At 71.6% G+C, this 19,703-nt stretch carries 21 protein-coding genes and 1 tRNA gene; 9 read left to right on the forward strand and 13 right to left on the reverse strand.

Going from position 1 to position 19,703, the window contains the following annotated elements; all coding sequences use genetic code 11:
* Positions 1-12: 12 nt before the first annotated feature.
* Genes ACWDRW_RS30840 through ACWDRW_RS30850 form a run of 3 tightly spaced genes read left to right on the forward strand, consistent with a single transcriptional unit; the run spans position 13 to position 2,965 of the window.
* Positions 13-1,134, forward strand: a complete 1,122-nt coding sequence (locus ACWDRW_RS30840; RefSeq protein WP_451728665.1) for a phytanoyl-CoA dioxygenase family protein — start codon at positions 13-15, stop codon at positions 1,132-1,134.
* A 16-nt stretch (positions 1,135-1,150) separates the two neighbouring features.
* Positions 1,151-1,927, forward strand: a complete 777-nt coding sequence (locus ACWDRW_RS30845) for an SDR family oxidoreductase (RefSeq protein WP_451728668.1) — start codon at positions 1,151-1,153, stop codon at positions 1,925-1,927.
* A 33-nt stretch (positions 1,928-1,960) separates the two neighbouring features.
* On the forward strand, positions 1,961-2,965 hold the full coding sequence (locus tag ACWDRW_RS30850) for a Gfo/Idh/MocA family protein (protein ID WP_451728671.1): 1,005 nt from the start codon (positions 1,961-1,963) through the stop codon (positions 2,963-2,965).
* A gap of 51 nt (positions 2,966-3,016) precedes the next feature.
* On the opposite strand, the gene ACWDRW_RS30855 is transcribed toward ACWDRW_RS30850, so the two are convergent.
* The 6 genes from ACWDRW_RS30855 to ACWDRW_RS30880 form a co-directional block, all read right to left on the reverse strand.
* The gene (locus tag ACWDRW_RS30855) at positions 3,017-3,430 is read right to left on the reverse strand and encodes a VOC family protein (RefSeq protein ID WP_451728674.1); all 414 of its coding nucleotides are present in this window, start codon (positions 3,428-3,430) and stop codon (positions 3,017-3,019) included.
* A 74-nt stretch (positions 3,431-3,504) separates the two neighbouring features.
* Positions 3,505-4,518, reverse strand: a complete 1,014-nt coding sequence (locus ACWDRW_RS30860; protein WP_451728677.1) for a Gfo/Idh/MocA family protein — start codon at positions 4,516-4,518, stop codon at positions 3,505-3,507.
* A 10-nt stretch (positions 4,519-4,528) separates the two neighbouring features.
* Positions 4,529-5,428: a sugar phosphate isomerase/epimerase family protein gene (locus ACWDRW_RS30865; protein ID WP_451728679.1), complete on the reverse strand. Its 900-nt coding sequence runs from the start codon at positions 5,426-5,428 to the stop codon at positions 4,529-4,531.
* A gap of 2 nt (positions 5,429-5,430) precedes the next feature.
* On the reverse strand, positions 5,431-6,330 hold the full coding sequence (locus ACWDRW_RS30870) for an ATP-binding cassette domain-containing protein (RefSeq protein ID WP_451728682.1): 900 nt from the start codon (positions 6,328-6,330) through the stop codon (positions 5,431-5,433).
* 5 nt (positions 6,331-6,335) lie between these two features.
* Positions 6,336-7,412: an ABC transporter permease gene (locus ACWDRW_RS30875; RefSeq protein WP_451728685.1), complete on the reverse strand. Its 1,077-nt coding sequence runs from the start codon at positions 7,410-7,412 to the stop codon at positions 6,336-6,338.
* Positions 7,412-8,431, reverse strand: a complete 1,020-nt coding sequence (locus ACWDRW_RS30880) for a sugar ABC transporter substrate-binding protein (RefSeq protein ID WP_451728687.1) — start codon at positions 8,429-8,431, stop codon at positions 7,412-7,414. The genes ACWDRW_RS30875 and ACWDRW_RS30880 overlap by 1 nt, the downstream gene beginning before the upstream one ends.
* A gap of 247 nt (positions 8,432-8,678) precedes the next feature.
* On the opposite strand from ACWDRW_RS30880, the gene ACWDRW_RS30885 reads away from it, so the two are divergent.
* Positions 8,679-9,464 (forward strand): GntR family transcriptional regulator, encoded by a 786-nt coding sequence (locus ACWDRW_RS30885; protein WP_451728690.1) that lies wholly within the window; start codon positions 8,679-8,681, stop codon positions 9,462-9,464.
* Here the strand turns inward: ACWDRW_RS30885 and ACWDRW_RS30890 are convergent.
* The 6 genes from ACWDRW_RS30890 to ACWDRW_RS30915 all read right to left on the reverse strand — a co-directional run bounded on the left by ACWDRW_RS30890 (position 9,428) and on the right by ACWDRW_RS30915 (position 13,238).
* Positions 9,428-9,670 carry a hypothetical protein gene (locus ACWDRW_RS30890; RefSeq protein ID WP_451728692.1) on the reverse strand — a complete coding sequence of 81 codons (243 nt, stop codon included), beginning with the start codon at positions 9,668-9,670 and terminating at the stop codon, positions 9,428-9,430. The two genes, ACWDRW_RS30885 and ACWDRW_RS30890, sit on opposite strands and share 37 nt — an antisense overlap.
* Before the next feature lie 92 nt (positions 9,671-9,762).
* Positions 9,763-10,569 (reverse strand): DUF427 domain-containing protein, encoded by an 807-nt coding sequence (locus ACWDRW_RS30895; protein ID WP_451728695.1) that lies wholly within the window; start codon positions 10,567-10,569, stop codon positions 9,763-9,765.
* A 65-nt stretch (positions 10,570-10,634) separates the two neighbouring features.
* A complete protein-coding gene (locus ACWDRW_RS30900; RefSeq protein ID WP_451728697.1) occupies positions 10,635-11,621 on the reverse strand; it encodes an aldo/keto reductase in 987 nt (328 codons plus the stop codon).
* 76 nt (positions 11,622-11,697) lie between these two features.
* Entirely contained in the window at positions 11,698-12,381 is a 684-nt protein-coding gene (locus ACWDRW_RS30905) for an NUDIX domain-containing protein (protein WP_451728700.1), read from the reverse strand.
* A gap of 26 nt (positions 12,382-12,407) precedes the next feature.
* Positions 12,408-13,049: a phosphoribosyltransferase gene (locus tag ACWDRW_RS30910; protein WP_451728703.1), complete on the reverse strand. Its 642-nt coding sequence runs from the start codon at positions 13,047-13,049 to the stop codon at positions 12,408-12,410.
* A 115-nt stretch (positions 13,050-13,164) separates the two neighbouring features.
* Positions 13,165-13,238, reverse strand: a tRNA-Pro gene (locus ACWDRW_RS30915).
* Between the two features lie 101 nt (positions 13,239-13,339).
* Here ACWDRW_RS30915 and ACWDRW_RS30920 point away from each other — a divergent pair.
* The 4 genes from ACWDRW_RS30920 to ACWDRW_RS30935 all read left to right on the forward strand — a co-directional run bounded on the left by ACWDRW_RS30920 (position 13,340) and on the right by ACWDRW_RS30935 (position 17,417).
* Positions 13,340-13,861 (forward strand): DUF309 domain-containing protein, encoded by a 522-nt coding sequence (locus ACWDRW_RS30920; RefSeq protein WP_451728705.1) that lies wholly within the window; start codon positions 13,340-13,342, stop codon positions 13,859-13,861.
* A 136-nt stretch (positions 13,862-13,997) separates the two neighbouring features.
* On the forward strand, positions 13,998-14,771 hold the full coding sequence (cobF, locus tag ACWDRW_RS30925; protein ID WP_451728707.1) for a precorrin-6A synthase (deacetylating): 774 nt from the start codon (positions 13,998-14,000) through the stop codon (positions 14,769-14,771).
* A gap of 58 nt (positions 14,772-14,829) precedes the next feature.
* Positions 14,830-16,911, forward strand: a complete 2,082-nt coding sequence (locus ACWDRW_RS30930; RefSeq protein ID WP_451728710.1) for an MDR family MFS transporter — start codon at positions 14,830-14,832, stop codon at positions 16,909-16,911.
* A 98-nt stretch (positions 16,912-17,009) separates the two neighbouring features.
* Positions 17,010-17,417 carry a hypothetical protein gene (locus tag ACWDRW_RS30935; RefSeq protein ID WP_451728713.1) on the forward strand — a complete coding sequence of 136 codons (408 nt, stop codon included), beginning with the start codon at positions 17,010-17,012 and terminating at the stop codon, positions 17,415-17,417.
* Here ACWDRW_RS30935 and ACWDRW_RS30940 read toward each other — a convergent pair.
* Positions 17,404-18,150 (reverse strand): cobalt-precorrin-6A reductase, encoded by a 747-nt coding sequence (locus ACWDRW_RS30940; RefSeq protein WP_451728715.1) that lies wholly within the window; start codon positions 18,148-18,150, stop codon positions 17,404-17,406. The two genes, ACWDRW_RS30935 and ACWDRW_RS30940, sit on opposite strands and share 14 nt — an antisense overlap.
* 146 nt (positions 18,151-18,296) lie before the next feature.
* Between ACWDRW_RS30940 and ACWDRW_RS30945 the strand changes: the two genes are divergently transcribed.
* Positions 18,297-19,703: a DUF6351 family protein gene (locus tag ACWDRW_RS30945; RefSeq protein WP_451728718.1), complete on the forward strand. Its 1,407-nt coding sequence runs from the start codon at positions 18,297-18,299 to the stop codon at positions 19,701-19,703.

A 19,703-nucleotide genomic window follows, 5' to 3' on the forward strand; every position in this document is an offset into this window, starting at 1 on the left:
GAGAGGACGCCGATGTCCTTCACCACCTGGCTGTCCCCCGAGGACTGCGATCTCGACACTTTTCGCACGCTCGTGGAGCGGCCCACCGACCCCGCCGACTACCCGCACGCGGTGGCCGTGGAGCAGGGGGTTCTCGTCTACGAGGGGACCGCGCCGGACGCCGAACTGGTCCGCGCGCTGACCGACGGCCCCGGAATCGTGGTCTTCCGCGGCGCGTTCGACGAGCCTTCCGTGGACCGGCTCACCGAGGTGTTCGAGGCCCTGATCGCCGGGCAGCGGGCCTCGGGCGCGGGCGGCGGGGACCACTTCGCCAAGCCGGGGGCCAACGACCGGGTCTGGAACGCGCTGGAGAAGGCGGCCCTGCACGACGCGGAGGCGTTCGCCGACTACTACGCCAACGACGTGCTGGCCCAGGTCGCGCGGGCCTGGCTCGGGCCCGGCTACCAGGTCACCTCCCAGGTCAACGTCGTCAACCCGGGCGGCGCCGCGCAGACCGCGCACCGCGACTACCACCTCGGTTTCTTCTCCGACGCCGCCGCGGCCGCCTACCCGGCGCACGTCCACCGCCTCTCCCCCGTGCTGACCCTCCAGGGCGCGGTCGCGCACCGCGACATGCCGGTGGAGTCCGGGCCGACCATGTACCTGCCGTACTCGCAGACCTACGAGCCGGGCTATCTGGCGTGGCGGCGCCCCGAGTTCCAGGCCTACTTCGAGGCCCACCACGTCCAGCTCCCGCTCGCCAAGGGCGACGCCGCCTTCTTCAACCCGGCGGTGTTCCACGCCGCCGGCACCAACCGCTCGACGGGCGTCCGGCGGATGGCCAACCTCCTCCAGGTGTCCTCCGCGTTCGGGCGGGCGATGGAGACCGTGGACCGCGAGGCGGTGGTGAACGCCGTCTACCCCGCGCTGCTGGAGCGCCGGGCCGCGGGCGCGGACGTAACCCGCATGGAGAACGTGGTCGCCGCGAGCGCCGAGGGCTACCCCTTCCCCACCAACCTCGACAACGACCCGCCCGTGGACGGCCTCGCCCCGTCCTCGCAGGCGGACGTCGTACGGCGTGCGCTGCGCGAGGCCTGGCCGCCGGAGGCGCTGCGCCTGGAACTGCGGGCCCGCGCGACGCGGCGTCAGAGCTGAAAGGACCCGACGCGACATGGGACTTCTCGACGACAAGGTCGCCCTCGTCAACGGCGGCACCCAGGGCGTCGGTGCCGCCGTCGCCCGGGCCGCGGTGCGCGAGGGAGCGGTCGTGGCCGTCACCGGCCGGCGCCCCGAGCCCGGTGAGGCCCTGGTGGCGGAGCTGACCGCCGCGGGCGGCAAGGCGCTGTTCGTCCGGGCCGACCTCGCGGACGCCGAGCAGGCGAGGGCGTCGGTGGCGCGGGCCGTTGCGGCGTACGGCCGGATCGACTGCCTGGTGAACGCGGCCGGGCTGACCTCCCGGGGCACGCTGCTGGACACCACGCCCGAGCTGTTCGACCAGCACATCGCGATCAACCTCAAGGCGCCCTTCTTCGCCATGCAGGCCGCGGTCGCGGACATGGTGACCCGCCGGGCGCCCGGCACGATCGTCAACGTCATCACCTCCTCGGCACACGGCGGCCAGCCCTTCCTCGCGCCCTACGTCTGCGCCAAGGCCGGACTGATCGGGCTCACCCGCAACGCCGCCCACGCGCACCGCTTCGACCGGATCCGGATCAACGGCCTGAACATCGGCTGGACGGCGACCGAGGGCGAGGACGCGACCCAGCGGACCTTCCACGGCGCCGGGGACGACTGGCGCGAGGTGGCCGCCGCCCGGCTGCCGATGGGCAAGCTCGGCCAACCTGACGAGATCGCCGACTTCGTGGTGTTCCTGCTCTCGGAGCGGTCCGGAGTGGTGACCGGTTCGGTGATCGACTGGGACCAGAACGTACTCGGCGGACTCGACTGACCCTCATCGCACATCGCAAGGAGCTGCACCCTCATGCGCATCGGAATCCTCGGCCTCGGCCGCATCGGCGCCTTCCACGCCGAGACCCTCTCCGGACTCGACGCCGTCGACTCCCTCGTGCTCACCGACCCGTTCGCGGACGCCGCCAAGCGTGCCGCCGAGCGCTTCGGCGGCGAGGTCGTGGACTCGCCCGACGCCCTGCTGGCCGCCGGAGTGGACGGCATCGTCGTCGCCGCGGCCACGGACGCCCATCCCGCGCTGATCCTCGCCGGGGTCGAGGCCGGCGTCCCGGTCTTCTGCGAGAAGCCCGTGGCCAGGACCATGAGTGAGGGCGTCCGGGTCCTCAAGGCCGTCGAGGGCACCGGCGTGCCGATCCAGATCGGCTACAACCGCCGCTTCGACGCCGGTTTCGTCGCCGCCCGGGCCGCCGTACAGGCCGGCGAGCTGGGCAAGCTGCACACCGTGCGGTCGACCACGCTGGACCCGGCCCCGCCGCCCGCCGCGTACATCGCCGCCTCCGGCGGCATCTTCCGGGACTGCTCGGTGCACGACTTCGACATCATCCGCTGGGTGACCGGGCGCGAGGTGACCGAGGTGTACGCCGTCGGCGGCAACCAGGGCGCCGACTACATCAGGGAGGCCGGGGACGCCGACACCACCGGCGCGGTCCTCACCCTGGACGACGGGACGATCGCGGTGGTATCCAACTCCCGGCACAACGCCCGGGGCCACGACGTGCGCATGGAGCTCCACGGCTTCGCCGACTCCATCGCCGTCGGCCTGGAGGACCGGCTGCCGCTGCGCTCGGTCGAGCCGGGGGTGACCTTCCCGGCCGGCACCCCGCACGACTTCTTCATGGACCGCTTCGCGGCCGCCTACCGCGCCGAACTCACCGCGTTCACCGAGGTGGTGGCCGGCACCCGGACCTCCCCCTGCACGGTCGCGGACGCGATGGAGGCGGGCTGGATCGCCGACGCGTGCACCCGGTCGCTGCAGGAGCACCGGCCCGTCACGCTCGCGGAGGTACGCCAGGCGTGAGCCGGGTCAGCGCGGCCGGGGTGCGCTCCGGCCGCGCGCGGCTCGCCGTGATCAGCCCGTGCGCTCGGTGATGTTGACCATCCACGGCACCCCGAACCGGTCGGTGCACATGCCGAAGACGTCGCCCCACATCTGCTTCTCCAGCGTCACGGAGACATGACCGCCCGCGGAGAGCTTCTCCCAGTAGCCGCGCAGCTCGGCCTCGTCGTCGCCGCTGAGGCTGACCGAGAAGTTGTTCTCGGCGCGCTTCTCGCTCCCCTCGGGGTTGTCGGCGCCCATCAGGGTGAAGCCGCTCGGGGTCTCCAGCATGCCGTGCATGATCTTGTCGGCCATCGGCGAGTCCTTCTGCCCGAAGTCGCCGTAGGAGTTGAGGGCGAGGGTGCCGCCGAAGACCTCCTTGTAGAACTCCATGGCCTGGCGGGCGTCGCCCGCGAAGGTGAGGTAGGGGTTGAGTCGCGAAGCCATCAAAGCCTCCCGGGACGGGAACGGTCACTGCTGTGCACGCTAGCGTCCGGCACTGACAACGGCCTGTCGGGCGCTCAGCCGTAGAGCGAGGGCCGCTCGACCAGCTCAACCGCCACCCGGCCGCCCTCCCGCAGCGACCGCACCCCCGCCTCGCAGACGGCGGCCGCCGCGTAGCCGTCGAAGACGCTCGGTCCGGTGACCTCACCGCGCCGGGTGGCGTCGACCCAGGCCTGGACCTCCCGGTCGTAGGCGTCCGCGAACCGCTCCGTCCAGTCCTGGGCGATGCTGCCGCCCCAGCGGCCCGCCGTGGCGGTGACCAGGGTGTGGTCGTCACCGACGCGCGCGGTGCCGCGTTCGCCCACCACCTCGGCCTGCACCTGGTAGCCGAATCCGCAGTTGACGAAGATCTCCACGTCCGACAGGGCGCCGCCGGCGGTCTCCAGGACGACGAACTGCGGGTCGATCAGGCCCTCGGGGGCGCCGGCGGAGGTCGTGGGGCGCATGACGGTGACCGCCGTGATCTCGTGGCCGAGGAGCCAGCGAGTCACGTCCACCTCATGGGCCACGGAGTCGGTGATGAGCATGTCGGAGGTGAAGAAGGGCGGGCTCGCCACGTTGCGGTGCCGGTGGTGGACCATCAGCGGGCGGCCCAGTTCCCCGGTCTCCAGCAGCGCCTTCAGACGCGTGTACCCGGGGTCGTAGCGGCGCATGAAGCCGACCTGGACACGGCGCCGGCCGAGGGCGGTCTCGGCCTCGACGAGGCGCAGCGCGGAGGCGGCGTCGGGGGTGAGGGGCTTCTCGCACAGCACCGGGAGGTCGTGCGCGAAGGCGGTGAGCAGGGCCGCCTCGTGGGCCGGGCCCGGGGAGGCGACGAGGACGGCGTCGACGTCCACCGAGGCCATCGCGGCGGCCGGGTCGGTGTGCACCGCGCAGCCCTCGACGCGGGCGGCCACGGCCTTGGCCCGCTCCGCGTCGACGTCCACCACTGCCGCGACCCGCGCCCCGCTGATGACCTCCTGGATCCGGCGGACGTGGTCGGCGCCCATGCGTCCGGTGCCGATCACGGCGATGCCCAGGGGTGTGGCCATGGATGTCCTCTCAGGCTCCGCAGGACCTCAGGAACGCACGGGTGCGCACCGCGATCGGCAGCGGCTTGTCCGGCTCGCAGGGGTACATGTCCTGCTCGACGATGGCGAACAGCTCGACCCCGAGCCGCTGCGCCGCCACCAGGACGGGTGCCAGTTCCGGGACCCCGGAGGGCGGTTCGCACATCACCCCGCGCTGGACGGCGGGGCCGAAGGGGACCTCGTTCTTCACGACCTCCGCGAGGATCTCCGGGTCGACCTGCTTGAGGTGCAGATAGCCGATGCGCTCGCCATAGGTCTCGATCAGCTTGACGCTGTCCCCGCCGCAGTAGGCGTAGTGCCCGGTGTCCAGGCAGAGGTTGACCAGCTCGGAGTCGGTGGAGTCGAGGAACCGCTCCACGTGGTCCTCGGTGTCGATGTGGGTGTCGGCGTGCGGGTGGACGACGATGTCGAGGCCGTAGGCCTCCTTGACCTCGTGTCCGAGCCGTTCCATGCCCTTGGTGAGGTGCGCCCACTGCTCGCCGGTGAGCTCCGGGGACTCCAGGATCTCGGCGGTCTTGTCGTCGCGCCAGAAGGAGGGGATGACGACGAGGTGCCGCGCGCCCATCGCCTGGGTGAGCGCGGCGACCTGGCTGACGTGCTCCCAGGTGGACTCCCAGACGGACGGGCCGCGGTGCAGGCCGGTGAACACCGTGCCCGCCGACACCTTCAGACCCCTGCGGGCCACTTCGTCGGTGAGCCGGGCCGGGTCGGTGGGGAGATAGCCGTACGGGCCGAGTTCGATCCACTCGTAACCCGCCTCGGCGACCTCGTCCAGGAAGCGGTCCCAGGGCACCTGCTGGGGGTCGTCGGGGAACCACACGCCCCAGGAGTCCGGGGCCGAGCCGACCCTGATGCGGTCCAGAGCCGCCATGTTCACGCCTTTCCTTCGTCGGTCGTGGCCACCGGCGCGGTCAGGTCCCCCGCCTCGGGGAGCTCCTCCACGTCGACACCGCGCACCTGCGACAGTTCGTGCTTGAGGGCGGCGAGTTCGGCGCCGCCCGCCATGTGGTTGGTGAGTTCTTCCAGACTGACCTGATCACGGGATGCCGACAGTTCCAGGGTGCCGAGCCGCAGCACGCTGAAGTGGTCGCCGACCATGTAGGCGTGGTGGGGGTTGTGGGTGATGAAGATGACGCCGAGGCCACGGTCGCGGGCGGCGGCGATGTACTTCAGGACCACTCCGGACTGCTTCACGCCGAGGGCGGCGGTGGGCTCGTCCAGGATCAGGACGCGGGCGCCGAAGTAGACGGCGCGGGCGATGGCCACGCACTGGCGCTGGCCGCCGGAGAGGGTGCCGATGGGCTGTTCCAGGTCGTCGAGGACGATGCCCATGTGGCGCAGCTCCTCGTCCGCGGTCCGTTTCATGCGGTCGATGTCGAGTCGGCGGACCGGCCAGGGGCCCTTGGTCATCTCGGAGCCGAGGAAGAAGTTGCGCCAGACCGGCATCAGCGGGACGGTCGCCAGATCCTGGTAGACGGTGGCGATACCGCGGTCGAGGGCCTCGCGCGGGGTGGTGAAGCGGACCGGCTCGCCGTCGACGAGGAACTCGCCCTCGGTGTGCTGATGGAGACCGGAGACGATCTTGATGAGGGTGGACTTGCCGGCGCCGTTGTCGCCGAGCACACAGGTCACCTTGCCGGGGTGGACGGCGAGGCCCACGCCGTGCAGGGCGCGGATGTTGCCGTAGGACTTGCCTGCGCCGCGCAGTTCGACGATCGGCCGGTCCTCCTCGGGGCCCGTGTCCTTGCGAATGGCTCCGTGCGGGGTCGTCATTGCGGTCACCTCCGGGTCGCCGTCCGGCGGACCCACAGATTGATGAGCGTGGCGCCGAGCAGCATCACGCCCAGGAACGCCTTGAACCAGTCGGGGTTCCAGCCGGCGTACACGATGCCCTGCTGGACCATGCCGAACATGAACGCGCCGAAGACCGGGCCGATCGCCGAGCCGTAGCCGCCGGTGAGCAGACAGCCGCCGATGACGGCCGCGGCGATGTAGATGAGCTCCTGGCCGACGCCCTCGCCGGACTGCACGGTGTTGAAGGAGAACAGCTGGTGCATGCCGACGAACCAGGCGCCGAAGCCGACCAGCATGAACAGCGAGATCTTGGTGAAGGTCACCGGCACGCCCACGGCCCGGGCGGACTCCTTGTTGCCGCCGACCGCGAAGACCCAGTTGCCGTACTTGGTGCGCAGCAGCACCCAGGTGGCGAGCGCGGCGAAGACCAGCCACCACACGATGGTGATCTTCACCTGGACGCCGCCGACGTCGAAGGAGGAGGCGAAGATCGCCTTGGCCTGGTCGAAGCCGTCCATGTCGCTGATGTCGTCGGTGGCGACGTTGCCGGTGACGAGCTTGGTGATGGCCAGGTTGGCGCCCTGGAGGATCAGGAAGGTGCCGAGCGTGACCAGGAAGCTGGGCAGTCCGGTCTTCACCAGCATCCAGCCGTTGAACAGCCCGACCGCGAGCGAGACGACGAGGGCGACGATCACACCGACCCAGACGTTCATGGTCAGTTGGTAGCTGATCATGCTGGCGGTCAGCGCCGAGGTGATCACCGCGACGCCCGACGACAGGTCGAACTCGCCACCGATCATCAGCAGGGCCACGGGCAGCGCCATGATGCCGATGGTGGACGACTGGTAGAGGATGTTGGCCATCGAACTGCCGTCGCGCACCGGCGGCGCGGCGATCAGGAAGAACACCAACACCGCGACCGCGCCGAGGAAGACGCCCACTTCGGGCCGGGCGAGCAGCCGCAGCGCCAGCGGGCGCTCGGCGGTCCGCCCGTCGGACTCCTTGGGGCCGGGGGCCGGCGGTGTGGTCACCGCCGGGTCGGCATGCCGGGTCACGCTCATCACCGGGTGCCCTTCGAGGCGAATCCGGCGACCGCCTCGACGTTGGACTTGTCGACGAACGCCGGTCCGGTCAGCACCGGCTGCTCTCCGCCGCCCATGTAGTTGCCGTTGTTCTTGTAGAGCCACAGCGAGTCGATGGCCAGGTAGCCCTGAAGGTAGGGCTGCTGGTCGACGGCGAACTCGATGGTGCCCTCGCTGATGGCTCCGGTCAGGTCCTTGTTGAGGTCGAAGGTGGCTATCTTGGCCTTGCTGCCGGACTCGTCGACGGACTGCGCGGCGGTCAGCGCGAAGGGGGCGCCGAGGGTGACGACGTAGTCGATCGCCTTGTCCTCGGCGAGCTTGGCGGTGATGGTCGACTTCACGGACGGCATGTCGGTGCCGTTGACGTTGAGCGTCTCGACCGAACCGGAGAAGGTCTTCTTCACGCCGTCGCAGCGCTGGGTGAGGCCGATGTTGCCCTGCTCCTGGATGACACAGACGGCCTTCTTCGCGCCGGCCTCGTTCAGCCGCTTGCCGAGCGCCTCGCCCGCGACCGTCTCGTCCTGCCCGAAGAACTCCATCAGGCCGAGCTTCTGCCACTCGCTCACACCGGAGTTGAGGCCGACGACGGGTATGTTCGCCGCCTTGGCCTTGGCTATGACGTCCTTGAGCGCGTCCGGCTTGGCGAGGGTGACGGCGATGCCGTCGACCTTCTGGTCGATGGCGTTCTGCACCAGGTTGGCCTGGACGCCGGCGCTGGGGTCGTTCGAGTAGATGAGCTTGATGTTGTCCTTGGCGGCGGCGGCCTCGGCGCCCTTGCGGACGATGTCCCAGAAGGTGTCGCCCGGCGACTGGTGGGTGACCAGGGCGACCGTCATACGCGGGGTGTCCGCCTTGCCCGCGGCGGCTCCTTCCGCGCTTTCCTCGGCGTCCTTGCCGCCGGAGCTGCTGGAGCAGCCCGCGAGGGTCAGGGCGGCCGCGGCGGCCAGGGCCACGAGGGGTGCCATTCTGCGGGAGCGGGAGTGCGAAGAGCGGTCCATCTTTCCTGCACCTCACTGTGCGACGGGGGAACGACGGGGAAGAAACGCGGCTGGTGCGTTGGTCCCGGATCCAATCCCTTGTACAGCCCGCTGTCAATACTTTGTTAAGACATCATTTCACAAGCAGGTCCGAATGTAAGTACAAACCATTGACAGTGCGGGGCCGTGCGGCCTACACCTGGGAGGCGGCGGAGTCGATCTCTACCCGCTGCGGTCGGCCGTATCCCCACGAAAGGCAGGTACGTCCATGGCGAAGCCCCCTGAGCACGCCCGGGACCGGGCCCCGTCCGCCCTCGACGCCCTGCCCTTCGCCCTGGACCGGAACAGTCCGGTGCCGCTGTACCACCAGCTCGCCCAGCAGCTGGAGGCGGCCATCGAGCACGGCAGGCTCGCGCCGGGCAACCTCCTCGGCAACGAGATCGACCTGTCCACCCGGCTCGGCCTGTCCCGGCCCACGGTCCGCCAGGCCATCCAGTCCCTGGTCGACAAGGGACTGCTGGTCCGGCGGCGCGGGGTCGGCACCCAGGTGGTGCACAGTCAGGTCAAGCGCCCGCTGGAACTGAGCAGCCTCTACGACGACCTGGAGGCGGCCGGACAGGGCCCGACCACCGAGGTCGTGCGCCACGAGCCCGTGCCCGCCGCGGCCGACGTCGCCGCCGCCCTCGGCCTGCCGGAGGGGGCCGAGGTGACCTTCCTGGAGCGACTGCGCCACACCCACGGCCAACCGGTGGCGCTGCTGTGCAACTACCTGCCCGCCGGACTCCTGGAGCTCGACACCGCCCGCCTGGAGGCGACCGGGCTGTACCGGATGATGCGCGCGGCCGGGCTCACCCTGCACAGCGCCCGGCAGACCATCGGCGCCCGCTGCGCCTCTGCCGAGGAGGCGACCCGGCTGGACGAGAGGGCGGGCGCCGCGCTGCTCACGATGACCCGCACGGCGTACGACGACACCGGCCGCGCGGTGGAGTACGGCACCCACATCTACCGGGCCTCCCGCTACGCCTTCGACTTCCAGCTGCTGGTCCGGGGCTGAGCGCGGAACTCAGCCCCCAGCAGGGGCGTGCTCGGCGCATACAGGCTCTCCCGGTCCACCGGCTCCAGCGCGCCGGCCAGGACCCGTTCCCGGCTCGGGCGGCCGTAGCGGCCTCGGTCGCCGGTCCGTCGTGCCGGGCCGGGGGGCGGCATCCGGTGCAGACCCAGCCGCAACGCCGGATCCGGCTCGTCAGGGTGGTCGACCATCTCAAGACGGCTGCCCCGTCCGCGCGAGGCGGCCCCCGAGCGGGGCGGCCCGGAGGGGCTGACCGCGGGGCTCGACGCCCTCCTCGACCGGTTCACTTCCTGAGCGACTCGCTGAAGAGGGTGTGCGGGCGCTCCAGGCGCTCGTCGTCCACGACGAGGTCGACGGCCTCGTTGAAGAAGGCCAGACGGCCCTCGATGGCGCCGACCGCCGGCAGCGGCTCCGGGTAGCTCCAGACGATGTTCGGCGGGACGTCCGCCCCGCCCGCGAAGGTCCAGTACCGCGCGGTGCCCTTGTACGGGCAGGACGTGCGGTGCCGGGTCTCCTCGAACAGGTCCAGGCGGACGTCCTCGGCGGGGACGTAGTACCGGGTGGGCAGGCCGGTCTCGAAGAGCAGCACCGGGCGACGGGTGTCCGCGACCACCGTGCCGCCGATCTCCACCTGCACATGCCGGCTGCTGCGCACCGCGTCGACCCGTTTGTGCGGGTCGCGCGGGTGGACGAAGATCTCCTCTTCCTCCTCGTACCAGTGGTCCAGGCCGTCCTTCCAGCGCAGGAACCACTCGAAGGCGATGTGTCCGGCCAGATCGGCCGCGGGGAAGGTCCACGCGGCGTTCGCCACCCGCACTCCGTCGACCTCGAGGTCGTAGAAGACCGTCGAGCCGGTGTGGGTGCCCGTCGGGGGTTCCTCAGCCGGGCGCAGGAGGTCGGTGCGGACCTCCTCGCGCGGGAAGGCGTAGCGCGGGACGGGGATGCCCTCGGGCTCCCAGACGAGGACGGGATGTCGGCTGTCCACGACGGTGACCTCGCCCTTCACCCCGCGCACCCAGCGCTCGCAGGGCTCCCACAGCAGGCCTTCGGGGGTGGTGCGGACGGACCGCTCGGTGGGGAACACGGACATGATCCACTCTCCTTCGGCTCCAGTTCGGAGCCTACTGCGGCCCTGCTTCCCGCGGGCGCCCTCGCTCAGTGGGCGGCGTCCAGCCGGGCCCGCTGCTCCGGCGTCAGCTCCAGGTCCACCGCCGCCAGGTTCTCCTCCAGCTGCGCCACCGACGACGCCCCGGCGAGCGGGATCACCGGCAGTTCCCCGCCGATCTGCCAGGCCAGCACGACCTGGTTGACGGTCGCTCCGGCCTCCCGGGCCACCTCCCGCAGCACCTTCAGCCGGGCCGGGGTGCCCGGATGGTCGTAGTCCCGCGGCAACGGCTTGTCCGGCCGGGTGTAGGCGCCCGCGAGGAGCGGCGAGTAGGCGACCAGCGTGAGGTCGGGCTCGGCGCGCAGGTAGCCGAGGAGTTCCGCGCCGGCGTGGCCGAGGCTGCCGTCCGGGAAGAGCTCGCTCGGCACGTCGAAGCGGGGCCGTAGATGGCTGTGCTGGTACTGGAGCACCTGGTAGCCGGGCAGTCCCGCCGCGGCGGCCAGGGCGCGGGCCCGCTCCACCCGCCACGCGGCGTGGTTGCTGGCGCCCAGCAGGCCGACCGTGCCCTCGGCGACCAGCTCGGCGAACCCCTCGACGGTCTCCTCCAGGGGCACCCGGTGGTCCTCGATGTGGGCGTAGAGCAGATCGATCTTCTCGACGCCGAGCCGCTCCCGGCTGCGCTCGGCGGCCTCGCGGACCACCTTCGCCGACAGGCCCTCGGGGTTGTCGACATAGCTGGTGCCCGGGGCCAGGGGGCGGGCGCCGAGCTTGGTGGCGATGACGATCTCGTCGCCGATGCCCCGGCTGCGCCGCCACCGACCGAGGAGTTCCTCGCTCTGGCCACCCTGGCCGCCGTCCACCCAGAAGGCGTAGTTGTCGGACGTGTCGATGAAGGTGCCGCCGGCCTCGACATAGCGGTCGAGCACGGCGAAGGATGTCTCCTCGTCGGTGGCGGAGCCGAACAGCATCGCGCCGAGCGCGAGGACGCTGACCTCGCGGCGGTGCCGGGGGTCGGTGCCGATGGTGCGGTACTTCATGGGGTCCCCTCCCGTTGGTGGCGAACGAGAGGGAGTCTTCAGCTTGAAGCGCGCTTCAAGTCAAGCGCCGTGCCGCCTACTTGGCGAACGGCCCCTCCAGAGCCGCCCACTGGAGCAGCATGATCGTCTTGGCGTCGGCGATCTCCCCGGTCCGGATCATCTCCAGGGCCCTGCTGAACGGCAGTTCGAGGATCTCGATGTCCTCGCCCTCCTCGCCCAGACCGCCGCCCTCATGGGTCCGGGTGGCGGGACCGTACCGGGCCGCGTAGAAGCTCACCCGTTCGGTGACCGAGCCGGGGCTCATGTAGACGTCGAACACATGCTGTACGGCCCCGATGGTGTGGCCCGTCTCCTCCACCACCTCGCGGCGGACGGCGATCTCGGGATGCTCGTCATCGTCGTCGAGGAGTCCGCCGGGGGTCTCGACGAGCATGCCGTCGGGGTGGCCGTTGACGTACACCGGGAACCTGAACTGGCGCGTGAGCAGCACGGTTTCACGGTCGGTGTCGTACAGGAGCATCGTGGCGCCGTTGCCGCGGTCGTGGGTCTCGCGCTCCTGCGTGGACCAGGTGCCGTCGGCGTGCCGGAAGTCGAACGTCGTGGTCCGCTCGACGTACCAGTGGCTGGAGAGCAGTCTGACGTCCCGCACCTTCACGCGCGGGTTGCCGGTCAGGTCCAGGCCGGTCCGGTCGAGTCCGGTACGGCCGCGGCGGTCGGGAAGGTCGGCTCCAGGAACACCGGGCACAGAGGAAGAAGTCATGGTCCGCTTCTACCATCAGGGACGCGTCAGCCCCCGGCACCCGTCCGCAGCGCCGCCAGCACATCGGCGTCCGTGAGCTGCTCGAAGTCCTCGTACCAGAGGCCGACCGCCATGAAGTCGACCGGCCGGTGCGGACAGATCACCTCGTCGGCCTCCCGGCTCATCAGCCCCAGACCCTCGGGCGAGCCCACCGGCACGGCCAGGAGCACACGCCGGGGCGAGCGGCCGCGGATCCAGCGCAGGGCGGCCCGGGCCGTGGCCCCCGTGGCGAGCCCGTCGTCGACCACGATGACGGTACGTCCGTGCAGGTCGAGGGCGGGTCGGCCGTGCCGGTAGAGCTCCTCGCGGCGATGCAGCTCGGCACGTTCCCGGGCGACGACGGGTGCCAGCTCATCCCGGCTGAGGCCGAGCCGCCCAAGGGTCAGGTCGTCGAAGACCGGGGGGTCGTCACCGCAGATCGCGCCGACGCCCAGCTCCTCCTGGAAAGGCGCGCCGATCTTGCGGGCGACCAGCACGTCGAGGGGGGCGTCCAGGACGCGGGCCACCTCCTGGGCCACGGTCACCCCGCCCCGGGGGAGCGCCAGGACGACCGGGTTCTCCAGGTCCCGGCTCCGCAGCTCCTGGGCCAGCTCCCGCCCCGCATGTCCCCGGTCACGGAACAGCGTCATGATCGTCACCCCATCTGTGTGCCGCGCGCTCCGCGTACCCCCGACGAAACACGCCATACAAGGGCATACGAAAAGGGCCCCCACGAGCTTCCGCCCGCGAAGACCCTCCGCACCGTCGGGACGACAGGATTTGAACCTGCGACCCCTTGACCCCCAGTCAAGTGCGCTACCAAGCTGCGCCACGTCCCGGTGCGCTCACGCACGGTGAGATGCGTGATCGCGCGAACAGCACTTTACCCCACACCGGGGGCGCCTTCGAAGGGGGCGCCGGGCGCGGCACAATCGGGCGTATGGGCAGCACATCGTCGAGCGACGCGGCCGGGGCACGGGACCGGGACAACGAGGGGCGGGCGCGCAACGCGCGGCCCCGGGACGGGCTGGGGCGGCCGCTGCCGTACGGCGCCGACGGCGTCGCCCGCCAACCGGAGGGCGTCGTCCGGACCCCCGAGCAGTCCCTCGCCGAGGCACAGGAGCTGCTGGACGCGGGCAAGCCCTTTCACGCGCACGAGGTCTTCGAGGACGCCTGGAAGTCCGGCCCGGAAGAGGAGCGCGGGCTGTGGAAGGGACTGGCTCAGATCGCCGTGGGGCTGACGCACTCGGCGCGCGGGAACGTCACCGGCGGTCCCCGCCTGCTCCGGCGCGGGGCCGGCGCGGTGGAGGAGTGGGCGACGGCGTCCGGGACGCCACGGCCGTACGGGATCGAGCTGCCCGGCATGATCGCCTGGGCCCGTGAGCTGGCCACGACGGTGGAGACGACGGCCTCTCCGGTCGACGCGACGCGGTGCTCTCCCAGGCTGCGTGCGGTGCCCTAGTCGACCGTGGAGACCACGGCCGCCCCGGGCGACGCGGCGCGGTGCGCGCCCAGGCTGGGTGCGGCGCCCGGAGGCCCGCCGGGGTCCGACAGGGCCTGGTGTCGGGGCCGTCAGTGGGGTGCGGCAGACTCGGGGCGTGCGAAAGATTCATGTCATCGGTATCGGCGCGGGCGACCCCGACCAGCTGACCCTCCAGGCGGTCAGGGCGCTGCGGGACACGGACGTGTTCTTCGTCCTGGACAAGGGCGAGGTGAAGTCGGACCTCACCCAGCTGCGCCGGGACATGCTCGACGCACATGTGCCCGAGGGCTCGTACCGCGTGGTCGAGGCGCGCGACCCGGAGCGGGACCGCGCGGCCGGCGGCTCCGCCTACTCCCCCGCGGTCGGCGACTGGCGCAGCGCCCGCGCGGACATCTACGAGCGGATGATCACCGAGGAGCTGGCGGAGGACCGGACGGGCGCCTTCCTGGTCTGGGGCGATCCGGCGCTGTACGACAGCACGCTCGCGATCCTCCAGGAGGTGCTGGAGCGGGGGCGGGTGACCTTCGAGTACGACGTCGTGCCCGGCATCAGCAGTGTCTCCGCGCTCGTCGCCCGGCACCGCACGGGGCTCAACCGGGTCGCGCGGCCCGTGCAGATCACCACCGGGCGGCGGCTCGCCGAAGGGTTCCCGGAGAGCGTGGACGACGTGGTCGTGATGCTCGACGCGCACCAGACCTTCCGGCAGTACGCCGACCAGGACATCGACATCTACTGGGGCGCCTACATCGGCACCCCGGACGAGATCCTGGACTCCGGGCCGATCGCCGAGGCCGCCCCGCGGATCGAGCGGCTGCGCGCCGAGGCCCGGGAGCGCAAGGGCTGGATCATGGACACGTATCTGTTGCGCCGCAACCCGGAGAGCACCTGAGGCACCCGGGCGGACGGCCCCGCATGCGCGGCCGGTGCCCCGGTGTGATCGTGTCCTCGTGACAGTCGCCGAGGAAGCCGCGCGGCCGCCCGCCGCCGATCCCCCTGTGCTGGACGTGCGCCGCCGCAACATCGTCTTCGTGACGATCATGCTCGGCATGCTGCTGGCCGCCCTGGACCAGACGATCGTCGGCACCGCCCTGCCGACGATCGTGTCGGACCTCGGCGGGGCCGCGCACATGTCGTGGGTGGTGACGTCCTACCTGCTCGCCGAGACCGTGGCGACCGTCCTGGTCGGCAAGTTCGGTGACATGTTCGGCCGGAAGGTGGTCTTCCAGGTCTCGGCGATCGTGTTCATCACGGGCTCCTTCCTGTGCGGCCTCGCCGACAACATGACGCTGCTGATCGTGTGGCGGGCGATGCAGGGCGTCGGCGCGGGCGGTCTGATGGTCACCTCGATGGCCCTGATCGCCGATGTGATCCCACTGCGCGAGCGCGGCAAGTACCAGGGCGCGATCGGGGCGGTGTTCGGGGTGGCCACGGTCATCGGGCCGCTGCTGGGCGGTCTGTTCACCGACCACCTGTCCTGGCGCTGGGCGTTCTACGTCAACGTCCCCATCGCGATCGTCGTCGTCTTCGCCGCCGCCCGCACCATCCCCGTCGTGAAGTCGGCCACCCGGCCGATCATCGACTACCTGGGCATCGCCTTCGTCGCCGTCGGCGCCAGCGCGCTGATCCTGGCGACGAGTTGGGGCGGCAACGAGTACGCGTGGGGTTCGGGCGTCATCATCGGCCTGTTCGTGGGCGGGGTGATCGCCCTCGGGGCGTTCTGCTGGGTGGAGACCCGTGCGGCCGAACCGATGCTGCCCATGCGGCTGTTCGGCAACCCGGTCTTCACGGTCTGCTCGATCCTCAGCTTCATCGTCGGCTTCGCCATGCTCGGCGCGCTGACGTATCTGCCGACCTATCTCCAGTACGTCGACGGCGATTCGGCCACCGTCTCCGGCGTGCGGACCCTGCCCATGGTGATCGGGCTGCTCATCGCCTCGGTGTTCAGTGGCAACGTCGTCAGCAAGACCGGGAAGTACCGGCTCTTCCCGATCGTCGGCTCGCTGGTCATGGGCGTCGGCCTTTACCTGATGTCCCTGATGGGGCCGTCGACCGGGGCCTGGCTCGAGTCGCTGTACATGTTCGTGCTCGGCACCGGCATCGGCCTGTGCATGCAGGTGCTGACGATCGCCGTGCAGAACACCGTCGAGTACGCCGATCTCGGCACCGCCACCTCCGGCGTCACCTTCTTCCGGACGCTGGGCAGTTCCTTCGGTACGGCCGTCTTCGGCACCATCTACACCAACAGCCTCGCCCCCAACCTGAGGGAAGGGGTGGCCGAGGCGGCTTCGGTGCCCGGCGCGGATCCGGCGACCGTGGGCCAGGCGGCGACCAGCCCGGAGGGCGTGCACGGGCTGCCCTCGGAGGTGGCCGCCCCGATCGTCGACGCCTACGCGGACACGCTCCAGACGGTGTTCCTGTGGACCGTGCCGGTCGCGGCCCTGGGCTTCGTCGTCGCCCTCTTCCTCAAGCAGGTCGAACTGCGCGACAGCGCTCGGATGGGTTCGACGGACATGGGCGAGGGGTTCGCCCAGCCGCGCGGCGCCGACTCGCAGGCGGTCCTGGAGGCCTCCGTCGCGAAGATCATCGGCAGTACGGACCTGGACACCGCCCGGCGCCTGGTGCAGGCCTCCGACACCCGGCTCGACGTGGCCGGCGCCTGGGCCGTGATGCAGGTGGAACTGCACACCCGGGTGGTCGGGCACGCCAGCCTCGGACTGATCGCCGCCCGCCGCCGGCTGCCGCCGGAGGTACTGCTGCCGACCTTCGACCGGATGGTCGACGAGGGGTATCTGACGCGCACCGGCTCCCTCCTCGCGCACACCCCGGCGGGCGCCCGCGAGGCCGCGGTCATCAGCGGCGCCTGGGGCGCCTGGCTCATGGACCGGGTGGAACAGGACATCGGCCGCCCCTCCGGTACGGCGCTGCGGGCGGCCGTGGACACGATCGCCAAGCGGCTCCTGGTGGAGGACCTCACCACCGGCCTGCCGTCGTCCCGATCCCGGGAGGCGGAGACGGCCACGGCACAGTGAACGCACGGCCCGAGCCCCCCGCTGCCCGCGGCCCCCGCTGCCCGCCGCCCGCTGAAACCGGATTGCCCCGGAGCGTCGGCCGCCGTCATGATCAGGCCATGTCCCCCGCTCCCGTCCGCTTCCACGATCCCGGCACGACCGCCCAGGCCTTCCGTGACTCGGTGCTGGTCCACTGCCCCCGCTGCGACCGGATCGCGCACTTCGAGCGGGCCCGGGTGATCTGCCGCTCCTGCGGAATGTGCGGTCCCGTCGCCCAGGGCACCTGGCCCACGCTGTGGCTGCGGGGCGCGACCCGGCACGGCGAGCTGTGGGCGTACAGCCTCGAACACCTCGACCTGATCCGGCGGTTCGTCGCGGCGGACCTGCGGGAGCGGGACCCCTGGTACCAGGACGGCCGGAGGATGACCTGCGTGGGCAGGCTTCCCGCCTGGACGAAGAGCGCCAAGAACCGCACCGAGGTGCTGCGCGTCATCGACCGGATGCGGGCCTCGGTCATCCAGGGCTGAGCTCCAGCCGCGCCAGTACGGCGGCCACGTCCGGCACCGCCACCACGCCGGCCGGCAGCTCCGGACGCCGTACGACGACCACCGGCAGCGCGAGCTCCCGCGCCGCCGTCAGTTTCGCGGCCGTCGCCGCTCCCCCGCTGTCCTTCGTCACGAGGACGTCGACGCAGTGGGCCTGGAGGAGAGCCCGCTCGTCGGCCACGGTGAAGGGGCCCCGGGCCAGCAGGACTTCGGTGCGGGGCGGCAGCGGCGGCTCGGGCGGCTCCACGGACCGTACGACGAAGTGCAGGTCCGTCAGGCGGGCGAAGGCCGCGAGACCCAGACGGCCGGTGGTCAGGAAGACCCGTCGGCCGAGGCTCGGCAGCAGGTCCGCCGCCGCGTCCAGGGAGGGCACCGGGTGCCAGCGGTCCTCCGGTCCCGGCCGCCAGCCGGGGCGGCGCAGCACGACGGCCGGGACTCCGGTGGCCGCCGCAGCGCGCGCCGCGTTCGCGGTGATCGCGGCGGCGAAGGGGTGCGTGGCGTCGACCAGGACGTCCACCCGCTCCTCGCGCAGCCACTTCGCGAGCCCCTCCGCGCCGCCGAAACCTCCGATGCGCACCTCGCCGGTCACCGTTCCGGGCCTGCTCACCCGCCCGGCGAGCGAGGTGGTGACACGCAGGCCGGGGCGGGCGGTGAGCGCGGCGGCGAGTTCGCGGGCCTCGGTCGTACCGCCGAGGATCAGGACGTGCTGGGGCATGGGGGTGAGCCTACGGCCGGACCGGCAGGGACCGTGCGGGCACCCGGTCGGCGAACTCTATGAACACAAACGATCAGACGGTGTCGCTCACCTGCGCCGCTCCCTAGCATCGCGCCCCGACGTCGACGAAGACGAGGAGAAGTGCCTTGAACGGGACGACACCCCGCACGCTGAGACGCGGCCTTGCCGCCTGCCTGGCGGTCCTGGCCGTCGGAGGCCTGACCGCCGCCGCACCCGCCACCGAGGGAGCGGCCGCCGCCGGGCCCGCCCCCACCGCCTGCCCGGCCCCGCTCGCCGCGAAGGCCACCTGCTACACCGGCCAGGACGCGAACGGCGCCCACTACGCCCTCGCGGTCCCCACCGACTGGAACGGCTCCCTCGTGGTGCACGCCCACGGCGGCCCCGACCTCGGCGCCGGATCCGACCCCGCCCGCAGCCTCGACGACCTGGGCCGCTGGTCGGTGATGGTGGACGAGGGGTACGCCTGGGCGGGTTCCTCCTACCGGCGGGGCGGCTACGGCACGCGGATGGCGGCGGCGGACACCGAGAGCGTGCGGCGGGTGTTCGTCGGCGCGTTCGGCGAGCCGGAACGGACGTACGTGCACGGGCAGTCGTGGGGCGGGAACGTCGCCGCGAAGGTGGCCGAGACCTACCGGGGCCGCTACGACGGCGCACTGCTCACCAACGGTGTCCTGGCGGGCGGCTCGCGCGGCTACGACTACCGCGTCGACCTCCGCGTGGTCTACCAGTACTACTGCGGCAACCACCCCCGCCCGAGCGAGCCCCAGTACCCGCTGTGGCAGGGCCTGCGCGCCGACTCCACGATGACCTCCGCCGGACTGCGGGCCCGCCTCCAGGAGTGCACGGGCTACTCCTCCGCCCCGCAGGACCGCACCGCCGCGCAGCAGCGCAACCTCGACGACATCCTCGCCGTCACCGGCATCCCGGAGCGCACCCTGGAATCGCATCTGCGGTTCGCCACCTTCACGTTCCGCGACATCGTGCACGAGCGCCTGGGCGGCCGTAACCCCTTCTCCAACCAGGGTGTGCGGTACTCCGGTTCGCACGACGACCGGGCGCTCAACGCCGAGGTGGAGCGGTTCGCCGCCGACCCCACGGCCGTGCGGGACCTGTCGTACGACAGTGATCTGACCGGCGAGGTCCGGATCCCCGTGCTCACCCTGCACGCGATCGACGACCCGACGGCGTTCGTCGAGCACGAGGCCGCCTACCGGGCCACACTCCAAGGGGCGGGCCAGGAGGGGTACTTGGTGCAGACGTTCACCCGGGAGAGCGAGCACAGTGAGCTGAGCGGCGCCGAGTACGCCAACTCGATCGCCGCGCTGGAGCGGTGGGTACGCACCGGGGTGCGGCCGACGGCCCGGTCCGTCGCGGCCGGGTGCGCCTCCGGGTGCTTCTACGATCCCGGCTTCCGGCCCGCTGCCTACGCCTCGCGGGTCGAGCCCCGACCGGGCGGGCTGGGGTGGCCGGCGATGACGGGTGCGCAGGAGCGGGCCTGGAGCCGTGTCGCGGGAGTCGGGATCGCGCCCTGA

This window comes from Streptomyces sp. NPDC003635, assembly GCF_053587635.1.

What these genes read in the sequence shown, in the direction of transcription:
- ACWDRW_RS30940 (WP_451728715.1), bottom strand. Translation starts at nt 18,150, where the DNA reads ATGCCCCAGCACGTCCTGATCCTCGGCGGTACGACCGAGGCCCGCGAA.
- ACWDRW_RS30885 (WP_451728690.1), top strand. Translation starts at nt 8,679, where the DNA reads ATGGCGAAGCCCCCTGAGCACGCCCGGGACCGGGCCCCGTCCGCCCTC.
- ACWDRW_RS30900 (WP_451728697.1), bottom strand. Translation starts at nt 11,621, where the DNA reads ATGAAGTACCGCACCATCGGCACCGACCCCCGGCACCGCCGCGAGGTC.
- ACWDRW_RS30890 (WP_451728692.1), bottom strand. Translation starts at nt 9,670, where the DNA reads ATGGTCGACCACCCTGACGAGCCGGATCCGGCGTTGCGGCTGGGTCTG.
- ACWDRW_RS30840 (WP_451728665.1), top strand. Translation starts at nt 13, where the DNA reads ATGTCCTTCACCACCTGGCTGTCCCCCGAGGACTGCGATCTCGACACT.
- ACWDRW_RS30860 (WP_451728677.1), bottom strand. Translation starts at nt 4,518, where the DNA reads ATGGCCACACCCCTGGGCATCGCCGTGATCGGCACCGGACGCATGGGC.
- ACWDRW_RS30880 (WP_451728687.1), bottom strand. Translation starts at nt 8,431, where the DNA reads ATGGACCGCTCTTCGCACTCCCGCTCCCGCAGAATGGCACCCCTCGTG.
- ACWDRW_RS30865 (WP_451728679.1), bottom strand. Translation starts at nt 5,428, where the DNA reads ATGGCGGCTCTGGACCGCATCAGGGTCGGCTCGGCCCCGGACTCCTGG.
- ACWDRW_RS30855 (WP_451728674.1), bottom strand. Translation starts at nt 3,430, where the DNA reads ATGGCTTCGCGACTCAACCCCTACCTCACCTTCGCGGGCGACGCCCGC.
- ACWDRW_RS30895 (WP_451728695.1), bottom strand. Translation starts at nt 10,569, where the DNA reads ATGTCCGTGTTCCCCACCGAGCGGTCCGTCCGCACCACCCCCGAAGGC.
- ACWDRW_RS30845 (WP_451728668.1), top strand. Translation starts at nt 1,151, where the DNA reads ATGGGACTTCTCGACGACAAGGTCGCCCTCGTCAACGGCGGCACCCAG.
- ACWDRW_RS30935 (WP_451728713.1), top strand. Translation starts at nt 17,010, where the DNA reads ATGTCCCCCGCTCCCGTCCGCTTCCACGATCCCGGCACGACCGCCCAG.
- ACWDRW_RS30875 (WP_451728685.1), bottom strand. Translation starts at nt 7,412, where the DNA reads ATGAGCGTGACCCGGCATGCCGACCCGGCGGTGACCACACCGCCGGCC.
- ACWDRW_RS30920 (WP_451728705.1), top strand. Translation starts at nt 13,340, where the DNA reads ATGGGCAGCACATCGTCGAGCGACGCGGCCGGGGCACGGGACCGGGAC.
- ACWDRW_RS30910 (WP_451728703.1), bottom strand. Translation starts at nt 13,049, where the DNA reads ATGACGCTGTTCCGTGACCGGGGACATGCGGGGCGGGAGCTGGCCCAG.
- ACWDRW_RS30905 (WP_451728700.1), bottom strand. Translation starts at nt 12,381, where the DNA reads ATGACTTCTTCCTCTGTGCCCGGTGTTCCTGGAGCCGACCTTCCCGAC.
- ACWDRW_RS30870 (WP_451728682.1), bottom strand. Translation starts at nt 6,330, where the DNA reads ATGACGACCCCGCACGGAGCCATTCGCAAGGACACGGGCCCCGAGGAG.
- ACWDRW_RS30850 (WP_451728671.1), top strand. Translation starts at nt 1,961, where the DNA reads ATGCGCATCGGAATCCTCGGCCTCGGCCGCATCGGCGCCTTCCACGCC.